The following is a 25823-nucleotide window of genomic DNA, read 5'->3' as shown; positions in this document are numbered from 1 at the left end:
ATGAATTGGCTGCTACTGATGCTTATCATTCCTTTTGCCGGTGCAGGCGTACTCGCACTATATGGCGGACGTGAGCGCGCACCCGAAGTAAATTCAGCTTTCAGCTTTGCAACCTTTATTGCGGCCGCGATGCTTACCTCCAAGGTCATTGCCGATGGTCCCCTTTATGCGCTTGAGCGGCAGTTCTTCATCGATCCTCTCAATGTTTTCCTGGTTACATTGACCGCTTTTGTTGCATGGACCACGTCACTTTTCTCCGGCCCTTACATGCGCATTGAAAGCGACCACGGCAAGATGACTCCACGCCGCATGCGGCTCTATCATAGCATGTACCAATTGTTTACCTGCGCCATGCTGTTGGCACTTACCACCAATAATATGGGGCTCTTGTGGGTAGCGATGGAGGGGGCAACACTTGCCACGGTGCTATTGGTGAGCATATATCGTACCGCCGCGAGCCTGGAAGCGGCCTGGAAGTATTTCATCCTGTGTGGTGTTGGTATCGCCCAAGCACTGTTTGGCACTATCCTTCTATACTTGGCGGCCGACCGTGTGATTGGTGCGGGTACAGGAGCGTTGCTCTGGACCAACTTGGAACAAGTAAAAACACACATGGAGCCGACCATCCTGTCCTTGGCCTTCGTGTTCCTGCTGGTCGGCTATGGCACCAAGGTTGGCTTGGTTCCCCTGCATAACTGGTTGCCCGACGCCCATGCGGAAGGCCCGACCCCCATCTCCGCCGTACTGTCTGGCCTATTGTTGAACGTCGCACTCTATGCCGTTCTGCGCTGCAAGGTACTGGTAGATGGCGCCCTTCAAAACCACATGGCCGGCAACATGATGATTGGGTTTGGCCTGCTGTCGGTATTGATTGCGGCATTCTTCCTCTCGCGGCAAAAAGACGTCAAACGTATGTTTGCCTATTCGTCTATCGAGCACATGGGCCTCATCACGTTTGCGTTTGGAATCGGAGGCCCCATCGCCAACTTCGCAGGGCTATTGCACATGACCGTTCACTCGCTAATCAAGTCGGCCATCTTCTTTGCCGTTGGCCATGCTGTGCAGAAGGCGGGCACGCAGACAATGAGCCGGATTACGGGGCTTCTGAGCATCAGCCCCACGGTCGGTTGGGGCTTGATGCTGGGCTCCCTGGCCATTCTTGGCATGCCACCGTTCGGCGTGTTTGCCAGCGAATTTTTGATCCTGACCACCGCCATGCGCGAATTACCTTGGGCGACGCCGCTCCTGTTACTCGCCCTCGGTGTCGCCTTCGCGGCGGTTTTCCAACGGGTGCAGCCGATGGTATTCGGTGAAACTACAGCAAAGCCACTCCAACACCCCCCTGCACTGATCCCCGTATTCATGCATCTGGGGCTGGGGTTAATGCTCGGCCTTTATATACCGCCCTACTTGGTTGCGTGGTATCAACAAGCCGCACGCATGATTGGAGGCTAAGTGATGAAACTGTGCGGAGTCGAAGGGCAGTTTGAACGGTTACCGGCGCCGCTGCCTATGTGGCGCGCATCAGTCGATTTGAAACAATGGGTTGGTGCCGCAATGGCAGTGAAGGAAACAGGGGGGCGGTTACTGTCGGTCTGGGGAACTGACCAACGCTCACGGGACGGACACTTCGTAATCTCTGCGGCCTACGCCGTTCAGGAAGGCCTGGTTTGGCTAGCATTGCCCCTAGGGGAGAGTGAAACGGGTTTCCCCGATCTTTCCACCGTATTTCCGGCCGCGTCCCGTATGCAGCGCGCAATGGCGGATCTGCTCGGGGTGCATGCCACGGGGGTGTCCGATACTCGACCGTGGTTACGCCACAATGCTTGGCCAGCCAACTACTTTCCACTGCACGAGGGGGCGACGGGAGATGAACATTTTCCTGAGTATCCCGCCGAAGAATATGCATTCACGCAGGTCGAGGGTGATGGCGTACACGAGATCCCAGTAGGTCCGGTACATGCAGGCATCATCGAACCAGGACATTTCCGCTTCTCCGTCGTTGGGGAAAAAGTTCTACGTTTGGAGGAGCGCCTCGGTTACACCCACAAAGGGGTGGAGAAACGGTTCGAACAGACCCCGCCCTTGCTGGGACATCGTCTTGCCGGGCGCATCTCGGGTGATTCCACCGTCGCCTATGCGTGGGCCTACTGCATGGCGCTGGAGTCGGTTGTCGGAGTCAAGACGACAGAATCAATTCAGTGGGTTCGCGCGTTGCTGCTGGAACGGGAACGGATAGCAAATCATTTGGGGGATCTCGGCGCGCTCGGTAACGATGCAGGGTTTGCTTTTGGACTCTCCCAGTTCTCCTTGCTGAAAGAGACGTGGCTTCGACAAAACAAGAAGCTATTCGGGCATCGGTTCATGATGGATTGCATCGTACCAGGTGGCGCCGATGTCTCATTCAGCAAGGCCTCTCACGACGAATTGTTACGTCAATGTGATGAAGTCGAACGAGACGTGCATTTGTTGCATTCTATTTACGAAGAGCATGGCGGACTACAGGATCGCTTCATTGGCGCAGGCCGGGTTCCTCCATCGTTAGCGGCGGAACTGGGGGTATGTGGCCTTGCGGGAAGAGCCAGCGCTCAATCCTATGATTTGCGCGCCGACCAGCCGTGGTTGCCATATGACCAACTCGATGTACAAATGGTCACCCACCGCAATGGCGATGTCGCCGCACGTGCCATCACTCGATTTGAAGAAATTTATGAATCTCTACGGCTGATCCGGAAAATCTGCGAACACCTACCTCAAATCATGCATCAGACGAAGCATGAGTTTGCCCATTTGCATGGTTATGGAATAGGCTGGGTAGAAGGATGGCGCGGCGACGTTCTGATTGCACTCGAACTCTATAATGGGGAAATCCGGAGATGTCATTGCCATGATCCGTCCTGGCACAACTGGCCAGCACTGGAACACGCCATTATCGGTAACATCGTGCCTGATTTTCCGCTCATCAACAAATCGTTCAATCTCAGTTACTCGGGACATGACCTCTGATGTGGTACGTTCTCAAACAAATCGGTCGCATTGGTATCCGTAGCGAGGATCCGCCCGAAGTCGACAATACCCTCCGTGTTGAGGCTGAGCACATTCAGTCCGCAATCCTTCAAATCATCGGCCAAGCACTGATGATCCGCCAAGTGGATGCCGGCTCATGCAATGGTTGCGAACTAGAGATTCAAGCACTTAACAACCCCTGCTACAACATCGAAGGTTTGGGCATCAAGTTCGTGGCCAGTCCACGACATGCCGATATGCTGTTGGTGACTGGTCCGGTCTCGCGTCACATGGAGACAGCTTTACGCCGAACCTACGAGGCGATACCCGAACCCAAATTGGTGGTTGCCATTGGTGATTGTGGTTGCAACGGTGGCATATTCGGAGAGAGCTATGCATCGTGCGGAGGCGTATCGAATGTTTTACCTGTCGATGTCGCCGTGCCAGGTTGCCCACCTGAACCGATTGAGATTTTGCGAGGGATTTTAACCGCAGTGCAGCGCCGTCCCCCTGATCAATCTAAGAGAAATCGGCTCATGGATGGCCAGTTCTCACCTAGATACAACTAGCGCACAGTTATTGGTTTCCTGTGCTCATATTTTCCCCGCTCGGGAATCGATGGCTTACTAGTTTCGTATCTTTTCCCAATAATATGAGCCATTACATGGCTGACTCGAACGAGATGGATAATGTCACCCCCTATGAAGCCCTTTTTATGTCCAAGACGATGAATAATTGAGCTCGATTTTGTGTAATCGACTGGCGTATGCATGGCTAACCTCCAGCTCGGAACTCCATGACATCTGTTGGCCATTTTCCAATCGGCACGTGTCGGATTTATTCTAAGCCACCGTTGATGAAAAGCAGGAGCTTCTGGATCTAGCCAAAAAAGCCAAGCAGGGGATTGAGGATTGCTACTACCCGGTTGGCCAGTCGGGACACCGTGTAGGCGTTCATCGAACACCTCCTTTTCTTTACCCGGCGCAGCACGAAAGCTGCTTCACGTCCTTGCTGAAAGTTTGCGCCGCGAGCTTCAGACCTTCGACCGTCGTCAGGTAGGGAAACAACTGGTCAGCCAGTTCCTGCACCGTCATTCGGTTGCGGATGGCGAGCACCGCCGTCTGGATCAGCTCGCCCGCCTCCGGGGCCACAGCCTGTACGCCGATGAGTCGTCCGCTTCCTTCCTCGATGACCAGCTTGATAAAGCCGCGTGTGTCGAAGTTGGCTAATTTTGCCCATCCCCCAAAAATGTAAAATCAGCGAATGGAGTAGGATTGGCTGTTGGATTACCGTCTTTTCAGGGGGTGGGGGGTCAATGCCGCGAAATTAAGCCAAGCCGAGCTGGTTTCGCGGTAAAATGTCAACATTAATTCAAAGACTTAATACCCAAAAGCGATGAACACCTCGGCCCCTATATTCCCAATCGATCTATAAAATTACTCAAACCATAGCTTCCGAGGATTTTATTCATCGCCATCGCCGTAAAGAAGTCGACTTCACCCGCCGCAGCCTCTTTACCTTCGAACGCGTCGTCGGCGTTTTGCTGACCACCTTGATGCGCTCACTCCAGGTCGAACTGGATCAATTCTTCGCCCATACCGACCTTCCGGATGGCCGGATCGCTCGAGACGACGCGTTTCGCATGGCGCGCAAGAAGCTGAAGGCTTCCGCATTTACCGAGCTCAACCAGCTCATCGTCGCCGACGCACCCACCACGGCACGATGGCACGGCTATCGCGTTCTGGCCGCCGATTCCACCACCCTGATGCTGCCGGCCACACACCCCGATACGCGCTCGGAAGACAAGGGGTTCAATTGCTATCACTATCCGGGCGGGCTTTACAGCCTGGCACGCGGCGCGGGTTTGTGCGATACCGCCACCGGCCTGATGCTGCGCGCCGACATCGCGTCGGACGCAAAAGGCGAGCGCGACATGCTGGTCGAGCAGCTGGAGCAGGTGAAATGCGACGACCTGCTGGTCCTGGATCGTGGCTACCCGGCCTACTGGTTGTTTGCCCTGCTCAACCAACGTGGCCATACCTTCTGCATGCGGCTCACCACCTCATTCAACACGGCGGTCAAAAGCTTTGTCGCCTCCGGTCGCGTCTCCGCAATCGTGGCCATCAATCCCGGCAAGGAGCAACATCCGACCTTCAAACAGCACGACTTGCCGATCAAACCCTTCTCGCTTCGGCTGGTTCGTGTTCTGCTGCCCAGTGGGCAGATCGAGGTGCTGGCAACCAATCTGCTGGACGACACGGCCTATCCCGCCGCCGACTTCGCCGAGTTGTATCATCGCCGCTGGCGAATCGAGGAAGCCTTCCGCCATCTCAAATCCCGGCTGAAGCTGGAGCAATTTGGTGGCGAAACCCCGCTGGCAATTCGGCAGGAATTCCACGCTACCATTCTGCTACACAACCTGGCGACACTGGCCGCCATGGACGCCCTGTCGCAACGGGGAGAGACGGAAATACATACCTTCAGCGTCAACCTGACGCACGCCAGCCACCTGATTCGCCTGCACTTGCCACGTTTGCTGGCCAGTCCGGAACAGCGCACCTCGCTATGCCAACTTCTGCTGGTGCTCATCGCCAAGAAGATCACCCGCCGCCGGCTTGGGCGATGCGGCACGCTACGCAAGCCGGATCGAGAGAAACCTCACCCACACCGGGCCTATAAGTAATTGTTCCGATAATGGAATCGCTTAATTTCGCGGCATTGGGATCCCCCTCCCATTCTTTTGCACGCCAAGCGAGGCCACAATTCTCCGCCGCGCCTCTCTCTGCATTGTCAAAGCAAGCGGAACGCCAGAATGGCAACGATGGTCGGTGGGATTGCTGCGACAAGCAACCCCATCGGATGAATCGCCTCATCCTCAAAGTTGCCACGCAGGATCGCCACACCGGCGGGGTTCGGCGCATTGGCGATGATCGTCAACCCTCCCCCCGTGACGGCCCCCGTCACCAGCGCATACTTGAACGAGTCGGACAATCCCTCGACCAGTGAGCCAAGATAGGTCAGCGCGGCATTATCTGTGATCGCCGTCAAAAACGTCGCGCCAAAGAATACGGCATCGCTGCTCATCGCCAACAATACCGGCCGCAGCCACCACTGCTGCTGCCCGCCCAGCACCACCAGCCCCGCCAGAAAGAAGGCGACCAGTAAACCTTCACGCAGGATCAAACGATCCTGGTAATCCTGGTAGGCATGTGCAACCCCCAGGAAAAACAGGAACAGGCCGAGGAAAGCGGCGGGATGGTGGGCAAAGGCGACCACCCCCACCAGAAAGAGCAGATGCAACGCGACCATGATCGCCGGTACGCTGTTGTCTTCAGAAGCATCGCGGCCGGATGAAACCCGCGACAACTCCTGCCGGAACAGCCACGTCGCACTCAAGGCGTTGACGATGACGGCGATGGCGGCTTTCCAGCCCAAAGCGGTGATCATGAACCAGATATCCCACCCCCATTTACCGGCCACCATGAGGACCGGTGGCGCCGCGAAGGGCGTCAGGGTACCGCCGATGGATATATTGACAAACAAGACCCCCAGCGTGGTGTAGCGGAGCCGGGTCGACAGCCCCTTGGAAAAGTAGCTATCGCGCAGGATCAAGGCCGCGAGGGTCATGGCCGCGGGCTCGGTGATGAACGAACCCAGCAAGGGAACCAGGGCGAGAATCGCGAAATAGAACGCCATTGAACTAGGCAACGGAATGAACTGGGCGACTGTACGTACGCAGAACCTGGCGAACTGCAAGATAGGCTTGGTCCCGGCGATCACCATGATGGCGAAGACGAACATGGGCTCCGTAAAGTTACGCGAATCCAGGTACTGGGTTGCCGCTGCGCGGCCCTCGACGGCGAACATGCACAAGATCAGGATCATGGCCCAGAAGCCGAACACGACTTCGACTTCGCCCAGCAGATGCCACAGCCCGGCGTGGGTGGGGCGGGTATGTGCCAGCCGCTCAAAAAACTTGGTCGAGAACGTATGCAGGATGGCAACGGCGAATAGCATTGCGCCGATGATCTGGATGATGCTAGGTGTCACAGACTCCCCCTTTGGATGTCGAATTGAAATAGTTCATTAATCCAATGCCTGGTGCTTGTTGTTTCAGAGGACCAGATGGTCATGACGAGACTTTAGCAGTTGCTTGCTCATCGAAGCTGGACGTCAGCTTTGCCATGAGTCGGCAGAGCGCTGTTTTTTTAAAAAACGGGGGCCGAAGCCCCCCAAGGTCGCTTGTTGCTACTGCTCTGTTTGCCCTTGGCCTCGCGGCCCAGAGTGAAATGGTTACCGCAACAGCAACACCGGAACCGGTGCCGTGCGGATCATGTTGGTCGTTGTGCTGCCGATCAGCAGGTGGCGGATACGGGAATGGCCGTAGGCGCCCATCACCAGCATGTCCAAGTCGAACGCACGCAGATAGGTACTGAGTACCATCTCGGCTTCGCCCGCGATCAGGGCGGTGGTGACGTTAACGCCTCCCTGCATCAGTATCGTGCCAGCCCAGCCCAGCGTCTCCTGGTTGGCCGGGGTTTCAGCCCCAGCCATGACCACGTGACATGCCAGTCCTTTGAATAGCGGGCTCGCCGCGATCATCTCGACCCCCTTGCGGGTGGAGGTGCTGCCGTCGAAGGCGATCATCGCCGACTGTGGCGCGTTGAACGTTTCAGGTGCAACGAGAATCGGACGGTGCAGCGCGCGGATGGCACGTTCCAGATTGCTGCCGATGTGGTCCGGTGCCAACTCGGCGGCTTCGCCACGCCGGCCAAGCACGAACAACCGGACATTCGGTTCCATCTCTGACAGCGTTTCCAGCAATCCCCCATGGCACTGACGAGCATCAGATGTCATGTAACCGGCAGTTGCAACCTGGATTTTCCCCGCTTCCAGCAAGCGTCTACCCTGCTCCTGGGCCAACTTGCTCCGCTGTTCATCAAGGCTGGCCAGTTCCGCAAGGAGCGCATCCTGCGCCCCCAGGCCGATGCTGCCGGAATAGTCCTTGGTGCCACTCACCGCCATGCGCTGATCCAGTACGTGCAGCAAATGCAGTGGCGCTATCAGGCGAGCGGCCGCCCAGGCGGCGTACTGACATACGCTGGACTGATAGCGGGAATGATCAATGCATGCCAAGACTCGTGTCGTCATGGTTATCTCCTCAGTGGCCGCCCATCAGGCGTTCAACGGCATCCGGTTTATCGTGTACGGCAAACTTGTCCACCATGGTTGCACTGGCTTCGTTCAAGCCTAGAATCACCACCTCGGCGCCTTCCCGGCGGTACTTGAGCACAATGCGGTCAAGGGCGCTGATTGCCGAAATGTCCCAGAAATGGGCGTGGCTGACATCGACGATGACCTTGTCGATCGCCTCTTTGAAGTCAAAGGCTGCCGAAAAGCGGTCAGTCGAGGCAAAGAATACCTGGCCGGTCACGGTGTAACGTCGGCACCGTCCTTCGTCTTCCAGTGCCGAGCCGATATGGAGAATCCGGCCAACCTTCTGGGCGAAGAACAGTCCACTCAGCAACACGCCGACCAAAACACCCTTGGCCAGGTCATGCGTGGCCACCACCACCACGACGGTTGCGGCCATCACAATGCTAGAACTGAGCGGGTGGGTACGCAGGTTGCGCAGCGACTCCCAACTGAAGGTGCCGATCGACACCATGATCATCACGGCCACCAGCGCCGCCATCGGGATCTGCTTTACCCACGGGCCAAGAAATACCACCATGATCAACAGCACCACGCCCGCGACCAACGTCGACAGACGACCGCGGCCACCTGATTTCACGTTGATCACCGATTGGCCGATCATGGCGCAACCGGCCATGCCACCCAGCATGCCGGAGGCAATGTTGGCGATCCCCTGGCCCATCGCCTCGCGGTTCTTGTCACTTGGGGTGTCGGTAAAATCGTCCACGATGGTGGCCGTCATCATCGATTCCAGCAGACCGACCACCGCCAAGGTTGCGGAATACGGGAAAATGATCGCCAGTGTCTCGAGGTTAAGCGGCACGTTGGGCAGCAGCAACACCGGCAAACTATCCGGCAGCGCTCCCATATCACCTACCGTACGGATGTCGAGGCCCAGTGCCATCGAGACGGCGGTCAGCACAATGATGCAGATCAGCGGCGAGGGAACGGCTTTCGTAAGAAGTGGAAACAGATAGATGATGCCCAAGCCCGCCGCGGTCATCGCATAGACCACCCACGGGACGTTAGTCAGCTCCGGCAACTGTGCCATGAAGATCAGTATCCCCAATGCATTGATGAATCCGGTCACCACCGAGCGAGAGACAAAGCGCATCAGGGAACCAAGCTTTAACACCCCGGCGAGGATTTGCAGCAGGCCGGTCAGCAGCGTGGCCGCCAGCAGGTATTGCAGGCCGTGGTCCTTGACCAGTGTCACCATCACCAGCGCCATCGCCCCGGTGGCTGCCGAAATCATGCCCGGGCGGCCGCCGGCAAAGGCGATAACCACGGCGATGCAGAACGACGCGTACAGGCCGATCTTGGGATCGACCCCGGCGATGATCGAGAACGCAATGGCTTCGGGGATCAGCGCGAGCGCGACGACCAGACCGGCCAAGACGTCGCCGCGAATATTGGAAAACCACTCCTGGCGTAAGTGACTGACAGACATATCTTCTCCATTTGAATGGCCTGGGCCATGGATTGTTGGGATTGCCTGTTGAACCGACATGCCGAAAAGGCGTGCAGCATAGCCCCATCGATACGGTGAACCGTACATTGGGCAGCACAACAGTGACCGCTCAGCGGTCTGAAGCAACGACAAATGACAAACAAGGGGGTGTCCGAAAGGGACGGACGTGCGAATTCGCCTACCGGAACGGTAGGGAAATCAAGAGAGGGGTAAGGCAGCGAACTACATCGGACTGTAGATTCTGTGGCTGAATAGTTTACGAAAGAGCACGGAGTCTAACTGCTAAGCTACATAAGGTCAAAAAAGAATCGCATCAACTCAGGGATATGCATCGGCTACTGGGAGAGCTCATGCAAACCATGGACCGAATCGAAAGAGAAACCAGTGCGATCACATTTCCCGATTTGTAGAACTGGCTTGGTCAGAATGCTCATGCGCTAGCCTCAACATCCCCACCTTGGTAATCAGCCTTGATAGCCTTGGGTTGCACGGCGACTCACAGTACAGTTGTAACCTCTCCTCATCGATAACACCGAGCCAGCACTTCCGGCGGCACCCCCAGAAAATAGGCTAATCTAAGCAACCACATCAGCAAAATGGTGCGCCAAATGCCGCGCGTTTCCCAACGCCGTCCGGAAGTCACCACGGTCGATCGCAGGCACAACGGTGGCGATATGCGCTTGAGGAGGACCGATAGTTCGATATCCTCCATCAACGGCTGTTCCGGGACGCCTCCGATCTCAGCGAATACATCACGTCGAACGAACATTGCCTGATCGCCGGTCGCGATACCCGTTAATCGGGAACGCCAGTTCATCATGTGGGCGATGAGTCTCAGCATGCCTGGCCGGCCTGCAATATGCACGTCAAAGCGCCCCCAGACCTGGCCGCTCTTGGTAAGCGCCGCCAAAATCAGCCGGTCTGCCCGACTGGGCAGAAGCGTATCGGCATGCAGAAACAGGAGCACTTCACCTTCGGCCGCGGCGGCGCCAGCATTCATTTGGTTCGCCCGGCCGCAGGGTGAGTGCAGCAGCCGATCCACCCATGGCACTGCGAGAGCCACGGTGTCGTCACGGCTCCCGCCATCGACCACGATCACCTCCGCACCGTGAAAGCGTAATTCCTGCAGCGCCGACAACGTATGTTCAATTCGTTCGGCCTCGTTCAGGGTGGGCACGATGATTGATAGATGTTTCATACTCCCCACCTCTGCCAAGCATGGTAATGCTCGGCCCAGGCCAGCAGTCTCTGCGGGACGTGCGCTCGCCGCCATTCGCCAGCCGCGTGTTTATTGGCCTCGGCCAAGGTCGGATAAGGATGGATCGTGCTGAGGATCTTGTTTAGCCCGAGTCCATGCTGCATCGCCAGTACGAATTCGGCGAGCAGTTCGCCGGCCTGAGCGCCGACGATGACCACGCCGAGGATGCGGTCCTTGCCGGGCGGCGTCAGCACCTTGATGAAGCCTGCCGCAGCCTCATCCGCAATCGCCCGGTCCAAGTCTTCGATGTTGTAGCGTGTCACTTCGTAAGCGATGCCTTGTTCGCACGCCTCCTGCTCGGACAACCCGACCTTGGCAATCTCCGGGTCGGTGAACGTGACCCAAGGTATCGCCGAATAATCGACCTTGAAGCGTTTGAAACGTCCGAACAGGGCATTGATGCTCGCGTACCAGGCTTGATGGGCAGCGGTATGGGTGAATTGGTAAGGCCCGGCTACGTCACCGCAGGCGTAAATACTGGGATACAGAGTCTGTAAATAGGCGTCGGTTTCGATGGTCTTGCGCCCGGTCATCGGAATACCCAACTCCTCCAGGCCGAAACCTTCCGTTCGCGCTTGCCGGCCAACTGCACACAGAACGACGTCGAATTCGATCGCGACGTCCTCGTTTTCGTGCCGCAGCCACATCCGCTTGCTGTTGCCGTTGCATTCAACTCGCAACGTCCGATGGTCGGTCAGAACCGACACACCATCGCGTTCAAGTGCCGCGCGCGCGTATTGTGAAACCTCTTCGTCCTCGCGCTTCAGCAGGCGCGCCTCCTTTACGACCTGGGTGACCTGGCTGCCGAAACGGGCGAAAGCCTGCGCCAGCTCGCAGCCGATCGGCCCTCCGCCGAGCACGACCAGACGACCGGGCCGCTCGGTCAGCGACCATAAGGTCTCCGAGGTGAGAAAACCCACTTCCTGCAGTCCGGGAATGGTGGGTACGACCGGGCGCGAGCCAGTGGCGAGCACGATCGCGCGGCTCGTGAGCGTGCGACCGTTGACCTCGACCTGCCATGGCGAAGTGATGTTCGCATGCCCGTGGATGACCTCGACGCCCAGTTGCCGGTAACGTTCGACCGAATCATGCGGCTCCACGGTTTTGACCACCCGGGCGACCCGGCCCATAACCTCGGCAAAATCGAATTTCGTTTCGACGGCTTGGATGCCTAGCGCTGAGGCATTGCGGCATTGGTGCAGGAACTTGGCGGAGCGGATCAGCGCCTTGGACGGCACACAGCCATAATTCAGACAGTCCCCGCCCATCTTGTGACATTCGATCAATGTCACCTTGGCCTTGGTCGCTGCACCGATATAAGCAGAAACCAGGCCAGCGGCACCACCGCCTATCACGATCAGATTGCGGTCGAAGCGGCGCGGCTTGCTCCATCTGCGATAGACATGCTGCTGCCGGAACCAGGATAGTGTCTTGCGAGCCAGTAACGGCAATATGCCAAGCGCGGCAAAGGACAGCAGCACGCCAGGCGACAGGATCCCGCGCACGCTGGAGAGCGTTGCCAACTGGGTGCCGGCGTTCACGTATGCCAGCGTTCCCGCCAGCATGCCGATCTGGCTCACCCAGTAGAATGTCCAGGCTCGGATCGGCAATAGGCCGGCCACCAGGTTGACCAGGAAAAACGGAAACAGCGGCACTAGCCGCAAGGCGAACAGGTAGAACGGCCCTTCGCGCGCAAAGCCCTGTTCGACCACCGCCAGCTTGGTACCGAACCGTTGCCGCACGCTGTCGCGAAACAAGTAGCGCGCCAGCAAAAACGCCAACAAGGCGCCGATGCTGGAGGCGAAAGACACCAACAGCGTGCCTTCCACCAGACCGAACAGCGCGCCGCCGGCCAGCGTCAGCACGGCAGCGCCAGGCAGGGACAGGCCGGTGACTGCCACATAGAGTGCTACATACAGTAGCGGCGTTAGCCATGGATGTCGGCCAAAAAACGTCCGGAATGTTGCTTGACTGGCTTTGAGGTAATCGAGGCTCAGATAATGGCCGAGATCCAGCCACCAAAAGGCGGCCAGCAGAGCCAGCAGCACAATCAACAAGGCGAGCTTGGTCGGCTTCATCCAACGTGCTCCCGATTCTCCAGGGCGCCGCCGCAGCTGCTGCCCTGTCCCGCCGTGCAGCCGTAGCAGTGGTCGGCCACCACGATAGGCTGTCCGACCAGGTCCTGCCCCAGCAAGTCGAGCAAGTGCGGATGGGGGACGCCATGCCATTTCATCGGCAAGTGCAGCATCTGGTTGAAGTCACAGTCGTACAGGAACCCTTGCCAATCAACGCTGATGAGGCGGCGGCACATCACATTGTCCAGGTTGGCCGGGCAATAGTGGTCGCGCAGCAGTTGCATGTAACCGGCAAACTGCCCCTTGGAAACCAGCGTGCTGCCGAAGCGCTGGATCGGCATGTTGGCGAGTACGAACAGCTGGTTGAACAGGATGCCGAAGTGCTCGGACAGCTCATGCCGATAGGCCGCCTGCAGCTTCGATTGATCCGGCGGCAACACCGGGCCTTGCGGGTTGTAGACCAGGTTGAGCGCAAGCCCGCTGCCGGGCCGGGCGTAACCGCGTGCGTTGAGTTCTTGCAGTGCCGCGATGCTCTTGTCGAACACGCCGTTGCCGCGCTGACGGTCGACGTTGTCTTTTTCGTAACACGGCATCGAGGCGACCACTTCTACCTGTTCGCGCGCCAGGAAATCGGCCAGATCCTCCTGGCCCGGCTCGAACAGGATGGTCAGGTTGCAGCGGTCGATCACCTTGACCCCGAGCGCGCGCGCGTGGCGTACCAAATCACGGAAATGCGGATTGAGCTCCGGTGCGCCGCCGGTCAGGTCGAGCGTGGTCAGCCGGCGCGCTTTGAGCACGGCCAGCACCAGTTCCACAGTGTCCCGGTTCATCATTTCGGTGCGGTTCGGGCCGGCGTTCACGTGGCAGTGCACGCAAGTCTGGTTGCACTTGTAGCCCAGGTTGACCTGCAAGGTGTCTAGCGTGGTGCGGCGGATGGCGGGAAAGTCAGTTTTCTGCAGCAGTGGCAGCGTGGCATGCATTCAGTGTGCTCCTCTCTTTGTTCTTTGTTACAGCGTGCGCACGGCCAGCGTTGCCAGCCAAGCGAGCACGGCGGCCAACGGCAGGGTGGCTAACCAGGACAGCACGATGTTGTTCACCGTCGACCAATCGATGCTGCGAGCGCCCGCACCGACGCCCGCGATCGCGCCGACTGCGACATGGGTGGTGGACACCGGCAGGCCGAGCTTGCTGGCAAGCAGCACCAAGGCCGCGGTGATCAGGTTAGCGGTCAGACCCTGCGCGCTATCCATCCGCGTCACACGCTGGCTCATCGTGACGGCAACCCGACGGGCGTAGAGCAGCCCACCGGCCGCCATGATCGCGGCGATCGCCAGCACCGAGACCGACGCCTGGAACAGATGCGAGGCCAGCAGCAAGGCGGCCAGCTTCGGCGTGTCGTTCACCCCGCGGGCAAAACAGATCAGCGCGCCGGACAGGGTGTGCACCTGATCGGCCAGGCGGGCGAGCGAGAAGCGCGCCATCGGCTGTGGCAGCGTGTCGCACTGCGCTTGCGGCGCGATGATGAGACCCGGCGCGGCAGCTTGCATCAGCACGGCGCCGTTTTCCGCCGGCTCCGCCAGCGAAACGGGCGGCAGCACGCACGCGCAGTGGTTCTGCATCGCTCGCCGGCGCGCCAAGGGATAGATCACCAGGCCGAGCGCGGCGGCGATCAGCGGGCTCGTCACCAGCGGCAACAAGAAACTGCCTGCCAGTTTGGCGTAATGGATCTCGCCGCCGTGCTGGCCGAGCGCCGCTCCGATCAAGCCGCCGATCAGCGCATGGGTGGTGGAAATCGGCAAGCCGGCGCGGGTGGCGATGAATACCGTCAATGCCGTGCCGGCGCCGACACTCGCAAGGAACAGCGGTGCGCTGGCGACGGCATCGGGCACCAGTCCCTTACCGGAGAACTGCTGTACCAGAGTGTCGGCCAGCAGCAGCGACACCGCGCTGCCGGCCACCGTGGCCACGGTAGCGAGAATGAGCGCGCTACGATAACTCAAGGTATCCGAGCCCCAAACGGTGGCGAATCCCTTGAAGTTGTCGTTGGCGCCGTTACTGAAAGCCACGAGCAAGGCGGCGCCTATCAACAGATATTCCATTTCGTCTTCCTTTGGCCGCTAAGGTGTGGCCCGTTCAGCAGCAGGCGCTGCTGACGGGCACGGACTCCCGGCTGAATGGCAGAGTGCTCCCGCATCCTTCGAACAGGCCGTAGTGCTGCGTGAAGTCGCCGATGAAGTCGAAGTGCGGGCCGAAGCGGCTGTCGTGCAGCATGCGCCAAGTATTGCCGCACACGGGGAACACGCGACCAGCCTCGATGTCATGATGCTTGTCGAGCATGAAGCGGTGCGGGTGGTGGGGCACCGTGCCGCGATAGATCACCGCCTGCCCGTAGTCCTCGCAGGCGTTTTCTAGTCCGTCCAGCTTGAACAGGCGGTAGGTGGCCGAATAAAAGCGGATGCTCCCTGCTTTTTCGGCCAGTTGCGCATCGTCAATCACCAGCGGGCGGTCCGTCACCAGGCGCGGGTCGGCAAAGCCGTGGCGCTGGGCCAGCCGGAGAAAGTCGTTCCAGTACAGCGCCCCGCCCAGGCATTCGCCGTACAGTACCGGGTCGTTGCGCACCGACTCGGGCACACGCCGGTCGGCGTAGACGTCGGAGAAATAGAATTCCCCGCCCGGTTTCAGCAGCCGATAGACTTCGCGCAGCACCGCCTGCTTGTCCGGCGACAGGTTGACCACGCAGTTCGAGACGATCACGTCGAAGCTGGCGCTCGCAAGACCGATCTCGTCGAGACTCTCGATGTAGCCTTGTGCAAACGACACGTTGTCAAAGCCGAACAGCTCGCTGTGGTAGGCATGGTGGCGTTCGGCGACGGCGAGCTGTTCTTCGGTCATGTCCACCCCGAGCACGTGACCGTGTTCGCCCACAAGCTGCGCCAGCACATAGACATCGCGCCCGGCGCCACAGCCCAGGTCGAGCACGCGGCAGCCTTCCAGCAGCGGCGGGCACACCAGGCCGCAGCCGTAGTAGCGGGCGGTCACTTCGGGATGGACCCTGGCCAGGAGCGGCTTCAGCCATGCGGGCGTTAGCGAGGGGTCACAACAGGCGGAAGTTTTCAGGTCGTCGGAGTGTTGCAACTGGTGGCCGTAGTAATCTTTGACGATATCGTGCATGACTCAACTTCCCTTGGAATCGGACGGGTATGCACCTTGGTCGCCACCCGGCGCGGTTTGCTTACACCGAGGTCGTGATGACTCCACCCGGTGACACCCAAGCAGCGGGCAGCCGCCGCAGATCCGCCGGTTCGTCGACGTCGTGCAGCATGGAGCCTTGCCGCAGCGACCAACCCAGCCTCGCGATGCGGCAAGTGGTATCGAACGCGACGGTATCGGTACTCCAGGCAATGTCGGAGAACAGCAGCGGGTGATAGCGGTTGAGCCCGAGCAAGGCGTAGCCGCCGTCGACGGTGGGATACAGCACCGCATCGTGCCGGCGCAGCGCAGCGGCCGCTTCGCGCAGCAACGCCGCGCTCATTTCCACGCAATCGGTGCCGATCAGCAGCACTGTCTCGCCGCGCGCGACGGCCTGCTCTGCGGCCCGTGCAAGGCGAGCGCCCAGGTCCCCGGCTCCTTGCTCCCCTATCGCAACCGCGCTGGGCAGGGTGACACCATGCCACTCCGGGGTGTCGATAGCAGGTGTCACCCGCAGCTCGATCGGCCCTAGTTCGGCCGCCAGCGCGCTATCCACCGTGCTATCGAGCATGCGCCGCGCCAAGTTGGCGGCTCCCTCCGCATTGAGTGCCGGGATCAGGCGGGTTTTGGCAAGCCCGGGGCGCGGGGCTTTGGCGAAAATGATGGTTCTGACCGGTTGCATCGTAGGCTTCCCCTCGTAGCATTCATTCACCTGTCTCTTGATCGACAAGCAATGAGCCGTAGTCGTGCGGGAGGGCTAGGTTCTTACATCAGTGCGCACGAGCTTTGGCGATTTTGCTGGCAGGACGATTCTGGAAATCCGGGTGTAAGAAAGGGGTTGGGGTGCACGACTACTGACCGTTTCGTTTAGTCGCTGGAGAGACTGCCATGAACTGGTACGCGCACCCCGAATCCTGGTCGTTTATTCTGCGCAGGTATCTCCCGCGTCTGGCGCTCTGCAGTCTGGTTTGGGAGATCGTGCAGTTGCCGCTTTACACACTGTGGGCAGCGCCGCGCGTGGGGTGGATCGCTTTTGCGGTCGCGCATTGCACCGTGGGCGATGTCATGATCGGAGCGACGGTCTTGATCCTCGCCATGATCCTGAGCGGCGCCGGTGAGCCCGTCAACTGGCCGAGGACAAAGCTCAATGTGATAACGGTTGTTCTTGCGGTTACCTATTCGCTGCTGAGCGAGCGAGTCAATCTGGCCAGCGGGAGTTGGGCGTATTCCGCATGGATGCCGGTATTGCCCGTGATCGAAGTGGGGCTGGCACCGCTGCTGCAGTGGGTCATCGTGCCTATTGCGACTTGGTGGTGGGCAAACCGACAGCCGCCAGCCTAAGCCAGTCGTCTCGGATAAGCCGGCCCACACGCCACGCCAGCCCCTCGGTCAGGATGGTTATTCTTGCAGCTCTCGGCGCTTTTGCTCGTATTCTTCCTGATTGATTTCCCCGCGCGCATAGCGTTTCTGCAAGATTTCGAGCGCTGAGCCCCGTCGAAGTCCGCGGCCGGCCAGCAGCCAGATCAGCGCGATGATGCCGAACACGGCAAGACCCCAGAACAGGATCATGAAGATCCAGCCGAATCCCATTCCCCAACTTGCGCCACAACCCCAGGACATCATCACAACCTCCTATTCCTACTCCATTCACCTGATACCTTCATAGCTCGGCATCACAGAAAGGCCGTGATCCAGCTCAAAACCTTGCATGGCCATGCAAGCTGGGGGCGGCGAATGCTACACATCCTGCGATGGAACGCTTGGCTCCGACTCACCCTCGTCCGGCTTGTGCGCATAGGTTTTAGCGATCAGCCGCAGCATCTGCATCTGCTTACCGAAGTTGCGACAGCCAGAACACATCATCGTATGCATGTTGAGCGCCATCCGTTCCTTGATGACCAGGTGGCGTTCCAGCGATTCGGAAAGCAAGCGCGTGGCATTGAAGCAGTTCAACATCATTGGACTCCCTGAGCGAACCAGTTGTTTTCCAGGCATTCGCGCAAGCGCAAGCGCGCCCGGTGCAGCATCACGAACAGATTGCTGACAGTGATGCCAACGGCTTGGCAGATCTCCTCTTTTTCCAGCTCGACGACTTCGCGCATCATGAACACCCGAGCCTGTTGCGGCGGCAGCCGCTCGAGGCAGGCTTCGAACATCTGCCAGAACTGCTTCTGATGAAACGATGCCACTGGGTCACTCCACGGGATCGGGCGCTCATCCGGCTGCCAGAAGCCCTTGCGATCGAACAACGAGGTGAAATCTTCCCCTTCCTCTTCCTCGCGCAGCAGCCGGCTGGCATCGACTAGGCGCTGATTGCGCCGCAGGATGTCGGCGATCTTGTTTTTCAGAATCGCCAGTACCCAGGTCTTGAGCGCCGCCCTGCCACCGAACGAGCCGGCGTTCTTCAGCGCACCGATCAGTGCCTCTTGCACCGCGTCTTCTGCCGCGTGGCGATCGCCCAGTTGCAAGGTGGCGAACTTGAGCATCTGCCGGCGCAAGTCCTCGATAAAGTTGCTGTCGTGCAGGGCATCCCATGCCAGCGACGCGGCTTGGCCGTTTTCATGGCTCATTTACAGACCTCTTCTCGATTTCGTTCTTGGCCCCACTATAGGTGGAAACACATCCAATGCATTGCCGACGATGCGCGACCGTATCGCAGCCTTGAGCAGGGGGGCATCGTCACGCCCCGGCGGTCGAGTAATGCTGCTGCATGAGCTCTCGCACCGGCATCGCGCGCACCGCAGCCTCCACCGCACGCGCGATTAGCGCTTCGTCGACAACCGTTTGCAGCTCGGCTGGGGTACCACAGCGCCCTGTAGGCTCGGCCAAGAGCGCACGATCGCCGTCCACAAGCACGAATTCACCGCCGCAATTGCGGCAGTAGACATGCTCGCCCGGCAATTGCTCCCGCCTGATCGTAAGTGTCGGGCCACACATCGGGCAAGACTGCAATGGAATGCCGTCGTCACTATGGCCGCGGATATGATCGAGCTGGCCTGCTTCGCCGAGCTCGATCAGCAAGCGGCCGAAACCTTGGTCGAACTGGTGTCCCAAGTAATCTCTCACAATGCCCAGTGTGCACTCCTGCGGCATGCCGGCACGGTAAGGTCGATGGCTGGTCATCGCATCGAAGGCGTCGCATATCCCTACGATCCGGGCTTCCAACGGAATGCTTTCGGGCTTCAAGCCGCGTGGATAGCCCAAGCCGTCTGGGCGCTCGTGATGTAGGTAGACGGCGTTCTTGACCAGGCCGGCTAGTGGATGCCCCGCAAGCATGTGCATGCCCATTTCCGGGTGCGTCTTGATTACGGCGTATTCTTCGTCGCTCAAGCTAGCCGGCTTGCGTAATATGGCATCCGGTACTCCGATCTTGCCCAAATCATGCAGGAACCCGCCCAAGCTGATGCGTGCGACTTCGGTCGGTTCCAGCCCGGCGGCCTCGGCAAGCAGGCGTGCGTACTGCGAGACGCGCCACAAATGCCCGCCGGTGTACGGGTCGCGCGCCTCGACAAACCACGCCATCACCATCAGGCTCGCCAGCATCTGGCTGAAACCGATTGCCGCCTCGCCGTCCGGTTCCGGGCAATCAGCCCGATGCAGCAGCTGAACGACCCGCTCAATGAGATTCATGCTCATATGGTGACTCCTGTAAAGGGTGGTATGGCTCCGTCACATCGTGTGGCATACGATGACGGCGGATGAAACGTCGATCGATCCAGTCTTTCCAGTGCCAGACCCAGGCGCCCTCGGTGCTCCAGCTTCCCCAAGAAGCGATGGCGTGCTTGGGACCGGTCGAGATCAGATAGAGTGAGCAGGCGCGCGGGACATACGCGCGCATGGCGCCACCTTCCAGCGCGGCGCGCAGGTTGTACGCCAGTACCGGACCGGCATGCACCGCATGCACGCCGGAGCGCGCCACGGCCGCATCTTCGCGCGCACAGACGTCGCCGGCGGCGAACACGTGCGCGTGTGAACGGCTACGGTGGGCGTCGTCCACTGCGACATAGCCGTCTGGATCGAGCGCCAGTTTGGACAGCGCGAGCCAGCATGGCGCCCTGGCGCCGGTGGCGGCGACGATGCGATCCGCCGCCAAGTGTTCGCCATTGGCCAGCAGCAGTCCGCTGGCCGTTCCGGCGGCGCGCGAGCGATGCACGGCGATGCCACGAGCGACCAGCCAGCGCTCCGCCCGCGCGACGACCGCCGGCGCATGGCCTGCCAACAAGTCCGGGCCGGACGCCACCAGGTCGACTTGTGCGTCGATACCGCCCCGCACGAACCCCTGGCGCGCGGCAAACGCCAATTCGACGCCGGCGGCCCCGCCGCCGACCACGGCCAGACGAAAACCGGCACGGCTTACCGCCTGTTCGAGTACTTGCGGCCAGGCGGCAACAAAGCTGCCAAGCGGGCGCACCGGCAGCAGCCGCCGTTGCGCCGCATGCAGCCAGGAGACGTCTGTCTCACTGCCGACGTCGAGCGACAGCAGGTCGTACTCGAGATACGTGCCATCGGGCAAGACAATACAGCGGCGCTCTGCATCCAGCCCGGCCACCGGCGCCAGAATCAGCCGCGCGCCGGCCGCCCGCGCCAGTGGCTGCAGGTCGATACCGCACTGATCCAGCCGGTAGTGGCCGGCCATCCAGCCCGGCACCATGCCTGAATAAATCAGCTGCGGCTCAGGTGTCACCAGCAGGACCTCGGCCGCCCGGAGCCGGCGCATTGCCAGCGCGCGCAGTACGCCGAGATGGGCATGCCCGCCGCCGACCAGGATCAGGCGCTTCATGGCCGCCTGCCTGCCCGATTCGGGCAGGAACGATGCCGAGCGCGCATCATGGTCTTATTCATAGCCGCCATCTCTTCAATTGTTGGACTGTCTGTAGTCGTGCCATGGCCTCGCTTTCTTACAGATGGGTTGTAAGATCCGCTTCCTTCCCTGCGACTACAGTCCGAAGGTTGCTCAAACAGGAGGAGATCACATGTCGCAAGCCAGAATCGGCATCATCGGCGGTAGTGGGTTGTATCAAATGGAAGGAATCGAACAGGCGCGGGGATATGAGCTGACCACCCCATACGGCACGCCGTCCGACCGGATCGTGACCGGTGTCTTGCACGGCGCACCGGTCGCGTTTCTGGCGCGGCATGGTCGCGACCACCGCTACCTGCCAAGCGAAGTTCCATACCGCGCCAATATCTACGCACTGAAAGCGCTCGGCGTGCGCTACCTGATCTCGATTTCTGCGGTCGGCTCGCTGCAGGAACCGTTGCGCCCGCTGGATATGGTGCTGCCCGACCAGTTCATCGACCTGACCCGGCGGCGTGACAGCACTTTCTTCGGCAATGGCGCCGTCGCGCATGTTTCGATGGCTGCGCCCGTCTGTTCCGTGCTCGCCGATGTGCTCGCGCAGGCGGTTCACGACACCGGTCTCGACAACATTCAGCTCCATCGGGGTGGCACCTATGTCTGCATCGAAGGCCCTGCGTTCTCGACCTATGCCGAGTCGCAGTGGTACCGCAGCATCGGCGGCAGCGTGATCGGGATGACCAACATGCCGGAGGCCAAACTCGCGCGCGAGGCGGAGATGGCTTATGCCACGCTGGCCCTGGTCACCGATTACGACTGCTGGCACCCAAGGGAGGCACACGTCACCGCCGAACTGGCCATCGCCAACCTGATGCAGAACGCCGCCAACGCGCAGCGTGTGGTCAGCCAGGCGGTACGGTGGCTGGCACTCGACTGGCCTCGCTCGGCTGCGCATGACGCGCTCGCAGCCGGGCTGGTCACGCGACCGGCGGCGATGGAACCAGCAACCCAAGAGCGCTTGGGGGTGTTGATTCGTGACTATCTGTGAGTCGCGTGCCGAATTTTTCCAGTTTTGTAAGCAAACGGCTTGGCTGAGCGACCGATACGCGATCGCTGATGCAACCGCATCGCCCCCCAAAAAAACCGGCCGGGCGCGAGCAAAACACGCGCCGCGTGTGACAGCGCAGGAAATCGCAATGAAACCCGACCGCACCACGCCAACAGACCACCGCCCGTCATCATGGCGGCGGCTGGAAATCGTTGCCGTGCTGCTGGCGGTCGGTGGCTGTGTTTTCTTGGTCTTATGGCTGGTGCCGCACCGCTTGTCGTTCGACTTTCCTGCCACAGCACAAGGAATCGTACGGTGGGTACGCTCGTTGGGCGCATGGGGCGTAGTGGGGTCGCTCCTGCTGATGGTGGCGCATTCTTTTCTGCCGTTTCCCGCCGAGATGGTCGCGCTGGCCAACGGCATGGTTTATGGTCCGTTTTGGGGCGCGGTTATCACCTGGTGTGGTGCGATGCTGGGGGCGGCAACCGCCTTCGGGCTCACCCGGCGACTGGGCCGGCCGTTCGTCGAGCGGTGGATGACGCCGGGTTCTCGGCGTGAACTAGCGCGCTGGTCGCAGCTGCATGGTGCCACCGTGCTGTTGGCCTGCCGCTTGATGCCGGCGATTGCCTTCAACCTGATCAACTACGCGGCCGCCTTGGCCGGCCTCTCGTGGTGGACCTTTCTGTGGACCACCGCGCTCGGCATTCTCCCGTTGACGATCCTGCTTGCCGTTCTGGGCGACCGCATTCTGACCATCCCGTTCACAGGCTGGCTGCTGATGAGCCTTGCTGTCGCCATGACCGGATGGCTATTGATCCGGCTGCGCGCCAGGGCACGGCGCTCGACGGATTCGAGTAACGGTACGTCGTAAAAGTTGCGTGCCGACGCATCCGTGTAATGGATCCTGCAGGCCACGCGACTAAGTCGGCACCGGAATATTCCGGACATCCAACAGGAGACCACCATGCAATCGCAAAATGTCATCAAGGCTGCCTTGGCACTGAGTTTGATTGGTCTGGCCGCAGGCGGCCAGGCCGCAGAGAAGAAGATGGAACAGCCCGAGAAGAAAATGGAACAGTGTTACGGCGTCAACGCCGCCTACAAGAACGACTGCAAGGCGCCTGGCCACTCCTGCGCCGGCCAGGCCACCAAGGCGCGCGACCCGAATTCGTTCGTGGCGATGCCGGCCGGCCTGTGCAACAAGATCGAAGGCGGTTCGACCAAGCCGAAAGAATCGTAAGGAGGCCGCCGATGCTCGCCGCCACGTTGCCGAACACTGAAATTCCGGCGCACGCCGGTATCGGCCTGCGACCCATACACTTTGCCCAAGTGCTGGCCGAGCGGCCGTCCGTGCCGTGGTTCGAAGTGCATAGCGAGAACTTCTTCGGTGCCGGCGGCGAGCTGTTGTCCGTGCTGGAGGGGGTGCGGCGCGACTACCCCATCAGCCTGCACGGCGTCGGATTGCACCTGGGATCGGCCAGCGGGCTCCAGCACGATCACCTGGCCAAACTCGGCCGGCTTGTCGATCACATAGACCCCGGCCAAGTCTCGGAACATTTGTGTTGGGGCGCAGTCGACGGGCACAGCCTGAACGAACTGCTTCCCCTTCCCTATACCGAGGAAGCGCTGGATCTGATGATCGAGTGCGTCCTGGAGACTCAGGAGTTTCTGGGGCGGCAGATTCTGATCGAGAACGTGTCGAGTTATCTGAGTTATCGGCACTCGACCATTCCGGAATGGGAATTTCTGGTCGCCCTGGCCGAGCGCAGCGGTTGTGGCCTGCTGTTTGACGTCAACAACGTCTACGTCAACAGCGTCAACCATGGCTTTGACCCGCAGGAATATCTGCATGCCATCCCAGCGCACGCGGTTGGCGAGATGCATTTGGCCGGATTCAGCCGCAAAGAGGGTTTGCCGGTGCCCTTGCTGATCGATACCCATAGTCGCCGCGTCGACGCGGCGGTGTGGGCGCTATACCGCGAGGCGGTGCGCCTATTGGGCGCCAAGCCGACGCTGATCGAGTGGGATCAGGATCTGCCGGCGTTCGCGGTCCTGCAGGACGAAGCCCGACTGGCCGAGGAGATCCTCCGTGACTACCGCCCCGTCCTTGCTTGAGTTGCAGCGCGCCTTCAGCCGTAGTGTGTTCACCGGCGATCCGGCCGGGATCGCGCCGTGGGTCGCACCGCACGGTCTGACTGCCGATGAGCGCCTGCAGATCTACCGCAATATGGTGTTCAACACGCTGGGCAGTGCGCTGAAGACCAGCTATCCGTCGGTACTGCGCCTGGTTGGGGAAGACTGCTTTGATGGTGTGGCTGCCCGCTATATCGCGGCCGTGCCATCGCAAAGCAGCAATCTGCAAGACTACGGCGCGGCGTTCCCGGACTTCCTGGCGGCCATACCGGAAACCGCCGAACTGCCGTACCTAGCCGACATCGCCCGCTTGGAATGGGCGCGCCAGCTGGCTTACCTGGCGGCGGAGGCCACGCCGCTTGCACCGGGGCGCTTGACCGAGCGGTCGGAAGACGAGTTGGCCAGAACCGTGTTCGTGCTCCACCCCAGCGTTCATCTGATCGACAGCCGCTATCCGATCCTCGACATCTGGCGCTTTTGCCAGGAGGCCGACAGCCAGGATCGGCTGCAACTGGGCGGGCATGGCCAAACAGTGTTGCTCTGGCGCAGCGACACGCAGATTGCGATGCAAACCATCTTACCCGGCGGAGGTTGCTTCATCGCCGGACTGTTGTTGGGAATGCCGCTAGGCATGGTAATCGACAAGGCGCATGCGCAGGACCCTGCCTTCGACCTGGCGGCGCACCTGCACCTGCTCTTGCAGAACGGTCTGCTGATCGATGCTCATATTGAACAAGGGAGATCATGATGAAACACTGGATTCAGTCAGTTGCCGACAGCTATGGGCGCCTGGTCGGCTGCCTGGAGCAGGCCGCACCATTAAGTTTGCTGCTATTCCGTCTCTGGGTGGCGCTCGCCTTCTGGCGCGCCGGCGTGGTGAAGTGGGATGACCCGGACAGCACCCTGGCGCTATTCCAAAACGAATACCACGTCCCCCTGTTGCCGCCGGAGTTTGCAGCGCCACTCGGCACCTTTATCGAACTGGTGTTCCCATGGTTGCTCGGGCTTGGCCTGCTGGGCAGACCGGCTGCAGCCTTCCTGTTCGTCTACAACATCGTCGCCGTGATCTCGTACCCGGAACTGTGGCCAAACGGCATCTGGGCCGATTTCTGGGGCAACGGCTTCGTCGACCACAAGATCTGGGGCATGATGCTGCTCGCGCTGACCGTTTACGGCCCGGGCAAACTGTCGATCGATGCCGCCCTACAGCGCTGGGTTATGCCACGTTGGCTGCGCCACGATGATCGCTTTCCACTCACCGGCGACAAGGAAAATCCGCAGGAAAAATCCACTTGACCCTGGAGCTTACTCCAAGGTTTATCCTTCAAGCGTGGGGAACGTGGCATCTCCGCGTGATCCTACCCCATGATTGAAGGAGCCTGGAAATGTCAATGAAACGCAAGGTGGAAGTGTTCAGCGCCGGTTGCCCGACCTTCACAGACGTCGTGTCCCTGGTGCAAGGGCTGGCCTGCCCGTCGTGCGAGGTCGATGTGCTCGACATGCGCGATGTCGCCGTGGCAAAGCAGGCCAAGGCGCTCGGCGTGCGCTCGGTACCGGCCGTGGCGATCAATGGTCAACTGGCCGGCTGTTGCGCAGGACGCGGCATAGACGAAGCGAGTCTGCGCGCTGCCGGTCTGGGTCAGCCTTGA

27 protein-coding genes are annotated in these 25823 nt (G+C 60.2%); 12 read left to right on the top strand and 15 right to left on the bottom strand.

Features of this window, described 5'->3' with window-relative positions; all coding sequences use genetic code 11:
- The 3 genes from B9N72_RS13010 to B9N72_RS13000 are packed head-to-tail and all read left to right on the top strand — an operon-like array spanning position 1 to position 3575.
- Complete coding sequence (locus tag B9N72_RS13010) at positions 1–1455, top strand: hydrogenase 4 subunit F (RefSeq protein WP_085276306.1); 1455 nt, start codon at positions 1–3, stop codon at positions 1453–1455.
- A gap of 3 nt (positions 1456–1458) precedes the next feature.
- Positions 1459–3006 (top strand): hydrogenase large subunit, encoded by a 1548-nt coding sequence (locus tag B9N72_RS13005; RefSeq protein WP_085276305.1) that lies wholly within the window; start codon positions 1459–1461, stop codon positions 3004–3006.
- Positions 3006–3575 (top strand): NADH-quinone oxidoreductase subunit B family protein, encoded by a 570-nt coding sequence (locus tag B9N72_RS13000; protein WP_085276304.1) that lies wholly within the window; start codon positions 3006–3008, stop codon positions 3573–3575. Before B9N72_RS13005 ends, B9N72_RS13000 begins: the two co-directional genes overlap by 1 nt.
- 405 nt (positions 3576–3980) lie before the next feature.
- Here the strand turns inward: B9N72_RS13000 and B9N72_RS12995 are convergent, their stop codons facing one another.
- On the bottom strand, positions 3981–4256 hold the full coding sequence (locus tag B9N72_RS12995) for a hypothetical protein (RefSeq protein ID WP_456107095.1): 276 nt from the start codon (positions 4254–4256) through the stop codon (positions 3981–3983).
- A 176-nt stretch (positions 4257–4432) separates the two neighbouring features.
- On the opposite strand from B9N72_RS12995, the gene B9N72_RS12990 reads away from it, so the two are divergent.
- Entirely contained in the window at positions 4433–5689 is a 1257-nt protein-coding gene (locus tag B9N72_RS12990; RefSeq protein ID WP_143477797.1) for an IS4 family transposase, read from the top strand.
- Positions 5690–5796: 107 nt separating this feature from the next.
- Here the strand turns inward: B9N72_RS12990 and B9N72_RS12985 are convergent, their stop codons facing one another.
- The 9 genes from B9N72_RS12985 to B9N72_RS12945 all read right to left on the bottom strand — a co-directional run bounded on the left by B9N72_RS12985 (position 5797) and on the right by B9N72_RS12945 (position 16877).
- The gene (locus B9N72_RS12985; RefSeq protein WP_085276302.1) at positions 5797–7056 is read right to left on the bottom strand and encodes a putative Na+/H+ antiporter; all 1260 of its coding nucleotides are present in this window, start codon (positions 7054–7056) and stop codon (positions 5797–5799) included.
- A gap of 243 nt (positions 7057–7299) precedes the next feature.
- The gene (locus tag B9N72_RS12980; protein ID WP_085276301.1) at positions 7300–8157 is read right to left on the bottom strand and encodes a universal stress protein; all 858 of its coding nucleotides are present in this window, start codon (positions 8155–8157) and stop codon (positions 7300–7302) included.
- A 10-nt stretch (positions 8158–8167) separates the two neighbouring features.
- Entirely contained in the window at positions 8168–9712 is a 1545-nt protein-coding gene (locus B9N72_RS12975; RefSeq protein WP_456107094.1) for a SulP family inorganic anion transporter, read from the bottom strand.
- Positions 9713–10193: 481 nt separating this feature from the next.
- Positions 10194–10871, bottom strand: a complete 678-nt coding sequence (locus tag B9N72_RS12970; RefSeq protein WP_085276299.1) for a TIGR04283 family arsenosugar biosynthesis glycosyltransferase — start codon at positions 10869–10871, stop codon at positions 10194–10196.
- Entirely contained in the window at positions 10868–13009 is a 2142-nt protein-coding gene (locus B9N72_RS12965) for an FAD-dependent oxidoreductase (protein WP_085276298.1), read from the bottom strand. Before B9N72_RS12965 ends, B9N72_RS12970 begins: the two co-directional genes overlap by 4 nt.
- Positions 13006–13986, bottom strand: a complete 981-nt coding sequence (gene arsS / locus B9N72_RS12960; protein ID WP_085276297.1) for an arsenosugar biosynthesis radical SAM (seleno)protein ArsS — start codon at positions 13984–13986, stop codon at positions 13006–13008. The genes B9N72_RS12965 and arsS overlap by 4 nt, the downstream gene beginning before the upstream one ends.
- Positions 13987–14013: 27 nt before the next feature.
- Positions 14014–15105: an inorganic phosphate transporter gene (locus tag B9N72_RS12955; protein ID WP_085276296.1), complete on the bottom strand. Its 1092-nt coding sequence runs from the start codon at positions 15103–15105 to the stop codon at positions 14014–14016.
- Between the two features lie 34 nt (positions 15106–15139).
- Positions 15140–16177 carry a methyltransferase domain-containing protein gene (locus B9N72_RS12950; RefSeq protein WP_085276295.1) on the bottom strand — a complete coding sequence of 346 codons (1038 nt, stop codon included), beginning with the start codon at positions 16175–16177 and terminating at the stop codon, positions 15140–15142.
- Between the two features lie 61 nt (positions 16178–16238).
- Positions 16239–16877: a TIGR04282 family arsenosugar biosynthesis glycosyltransferase gene (locus B9N72_RS12945; protein ID WP_085276294.1), complete on the bottom strand. Its 639-nt coding sequence runs from the start codon at positions 16875–16877 to the stop codon at positions 16239–16241.
- A gap of 206 nt (positions 16878–17083) precedes the next feature.
- Here B9N72_RS12945 and B9N72_RS12940 point away from each other — a divergent pair, with 206 nt between their 5' ends.
- The gene (locus B9N72_RS12940; protein WP_085276293.1) at positions 17084–17536 is read left to right on the top strand and encodes a hypothetical protein; all 453 of its coding nucleotides are present in this window, start codon (positions 17084–17086) and stop codon (positions 17534–17536) included.
- Between the two features lie 57 nt (positions 17537–17593).
- Here B9N72_RS12940 and B9N72_RS12935 read toward each other — a convergent pair whose 3' ends face one another.
- The 5 genes from B9N72_RS12935 to B9N72_RS12915 all read right to left on the bottom strand — a co-directional run bounded on the left by B9N72_RS12935 (position 17594) and on the right by B9N72_RS12915 (position 20975).
- Positions 17594–17818 carry an SHOCT domain-containing protein gene (locus B9N72_RS12935; RefSeq protein WP_085276292.1) on the bottom strand — a complete coding sequence of 75 codons (225 nt, stop codon included), beginning with the start codon at positions 17816–17818 and terminating at the stop codon, positions 17594–17596.
- A gap of 114 nt (positions 17819–17932) precedes the next feature.
- Positions 17933–18154: an anti-sigma factor family protein gene (locus B9N72_RS12930; protein ID WP_200810937.1), complete on the bottom strand. Its 222-nt coding sequence runs from the start codon at positions 18152–18154 to the stop codon at positions 17933–17935.
- Positions 18151–18765, bottom strand: coding sequence for an RNA polymerase factor sigma-70 (locus B9N72_RS12925; RefSeq protein WP_085276291.1), 615 nt, complete (start codon positions 18763–18765; stop codon positions 18151–18153). The genes B9N72_RS12930 and B9N72_RS12925 overlap by 4 nt, the downstream gene beginning before the upstream one ends.
- 109 nt (positions 18766–18874) lie before the next feature.
- Positions 18875–19831, bottom strand: a complete 957-nt coding sequence (locus tag B9N72_RS12920; RefSeq protein ID WP_234985941.1) for an HD-GYP domain-containing protein — start codon at positions 19829–19831, stop codon at positions 18875–18877.
- On the bottom strand, positions 19812–20975 hold the full coding sequence (locus tag B9N72_RS12915) for an FAD-dependent oxidoreductase (RefSeq protein ID WP_085276290.1): 1164 nt from the start codon (positions 20973–20975) through the stop codon (positions 19812–19814). Before B9N72_RS12915 ends, B9N72_RS12920 begins: the two co-directional genes overlap by 20 nt.
- 193 nt (positions 20976–21168) lie before the next feature.
- Here B9N72_RS12915 and mtnP point away from each other — a divergent pair, with 193 nt between their 5' ends.
- From mtnP to B9N72_RS12880, 7 genes are all read left to right on the top strand, one after another.
- Positions 21169–22041 carry an S-methyl-5'-thioadenosine phosphorylase gene (mtnP, locus tag B9N72_RS12910; RefSeq protein ID WP_085276289.1) on the top strand — a complete coding sequence of 291 codons (873 nt, stop codon included), beginning with the start codon at positions 21169–21171 and terminating at the stop codon, positions 22039–22041.
- A gap of 148 nt (positions 22042–22189) precedes the next feature.
- Positions 22190–22912 carry a TVP38/TMEM64 family protein gene (locus B9N72_RS12905; RefSeq protein WP_085276288.1) on the top strand — a complete coding sequence of 241 codons (723 nt, stop codon included), beginning with the start codon at positions 22190–22192 and terminating at the stop codon, positions 22910–22912.
- Positions 22913–23005: 93 nt separating this feature from the next.
- Positions 23006–23281, top strand: a complete 276-nt coding sequence (locus B9N72_RS12900) for a BufA1 family periplasmic bufferin-type metallophore (RefSeq protein ID WP_234985940.1) — start codon at positions 23006–23008, stop codon at positions 23279–23281.
- 11 nt (positions 23282–23292) lie between these two features.
- The gene (gene bufB, locus B9N72_RS12895) at positions 23293–24156 is read left to right on the top strand and encodes an MNIO family bufferin maturase (RefSeq protein WP_085276287.1); all 864 of its coding nucleotides are present in this window, start codon (positions 23293–23295) and stop codon (positions 24154–24156) included.
- Positions 24131–24922, top strand: coding sequence for an HvfC/BufC N-terminal domain-containing protein (locus tag B9N72_RS12890; protein ID WP_085276286.1), 792 nt, complete (start codon positions 24131–24133; stop codon positions 24920–24922). The genes bufB and B9N72_RS12890 overlap by 26 nt, the downstream gene beginning before the upstream one ends.
- Positions 24922–25470: a DoxX family protein gene (locus B9N72_RS12885; protein WP_085276285.1), complete on the top strand. Its 549-nt coding sequence runs from the start codon at positions 24922–24924 to the stop codon at positions 25468–25470. The genes B9N72_RS12890 and B9N72_RS12885 overlap by 1 nt, the downstream gene beginning before the upstream one ends.
- Before the next feature lie 89 nt (positions 25471–25559).
- Complete coding sequence (locus tag B9N72_RS12880; protein WP_085276284.1) at positions 25560–25823, top strand: thioredoxin family protein; 264 nt, start codon at positions 25560–25562, stop codon at positions 25821–25823.

Origin of the sequence: Pseudogulbenkiania subflava DSM 22618 (assembly GCF_900177275.1) — a bacterium.
Lineage (GTDB): Bacteria > Pseudomonadota > Gammaproteobacteria > Burkholderiales > Chromobacteriaceae > Pseudogulbenkiania > Pseudogulbenkiania subflava.
The sequence above is the reverse complement of the archived record's forward strand: the minus strand, read 5'-3'. Positions and strand labels throughout refer to the sequence as shown.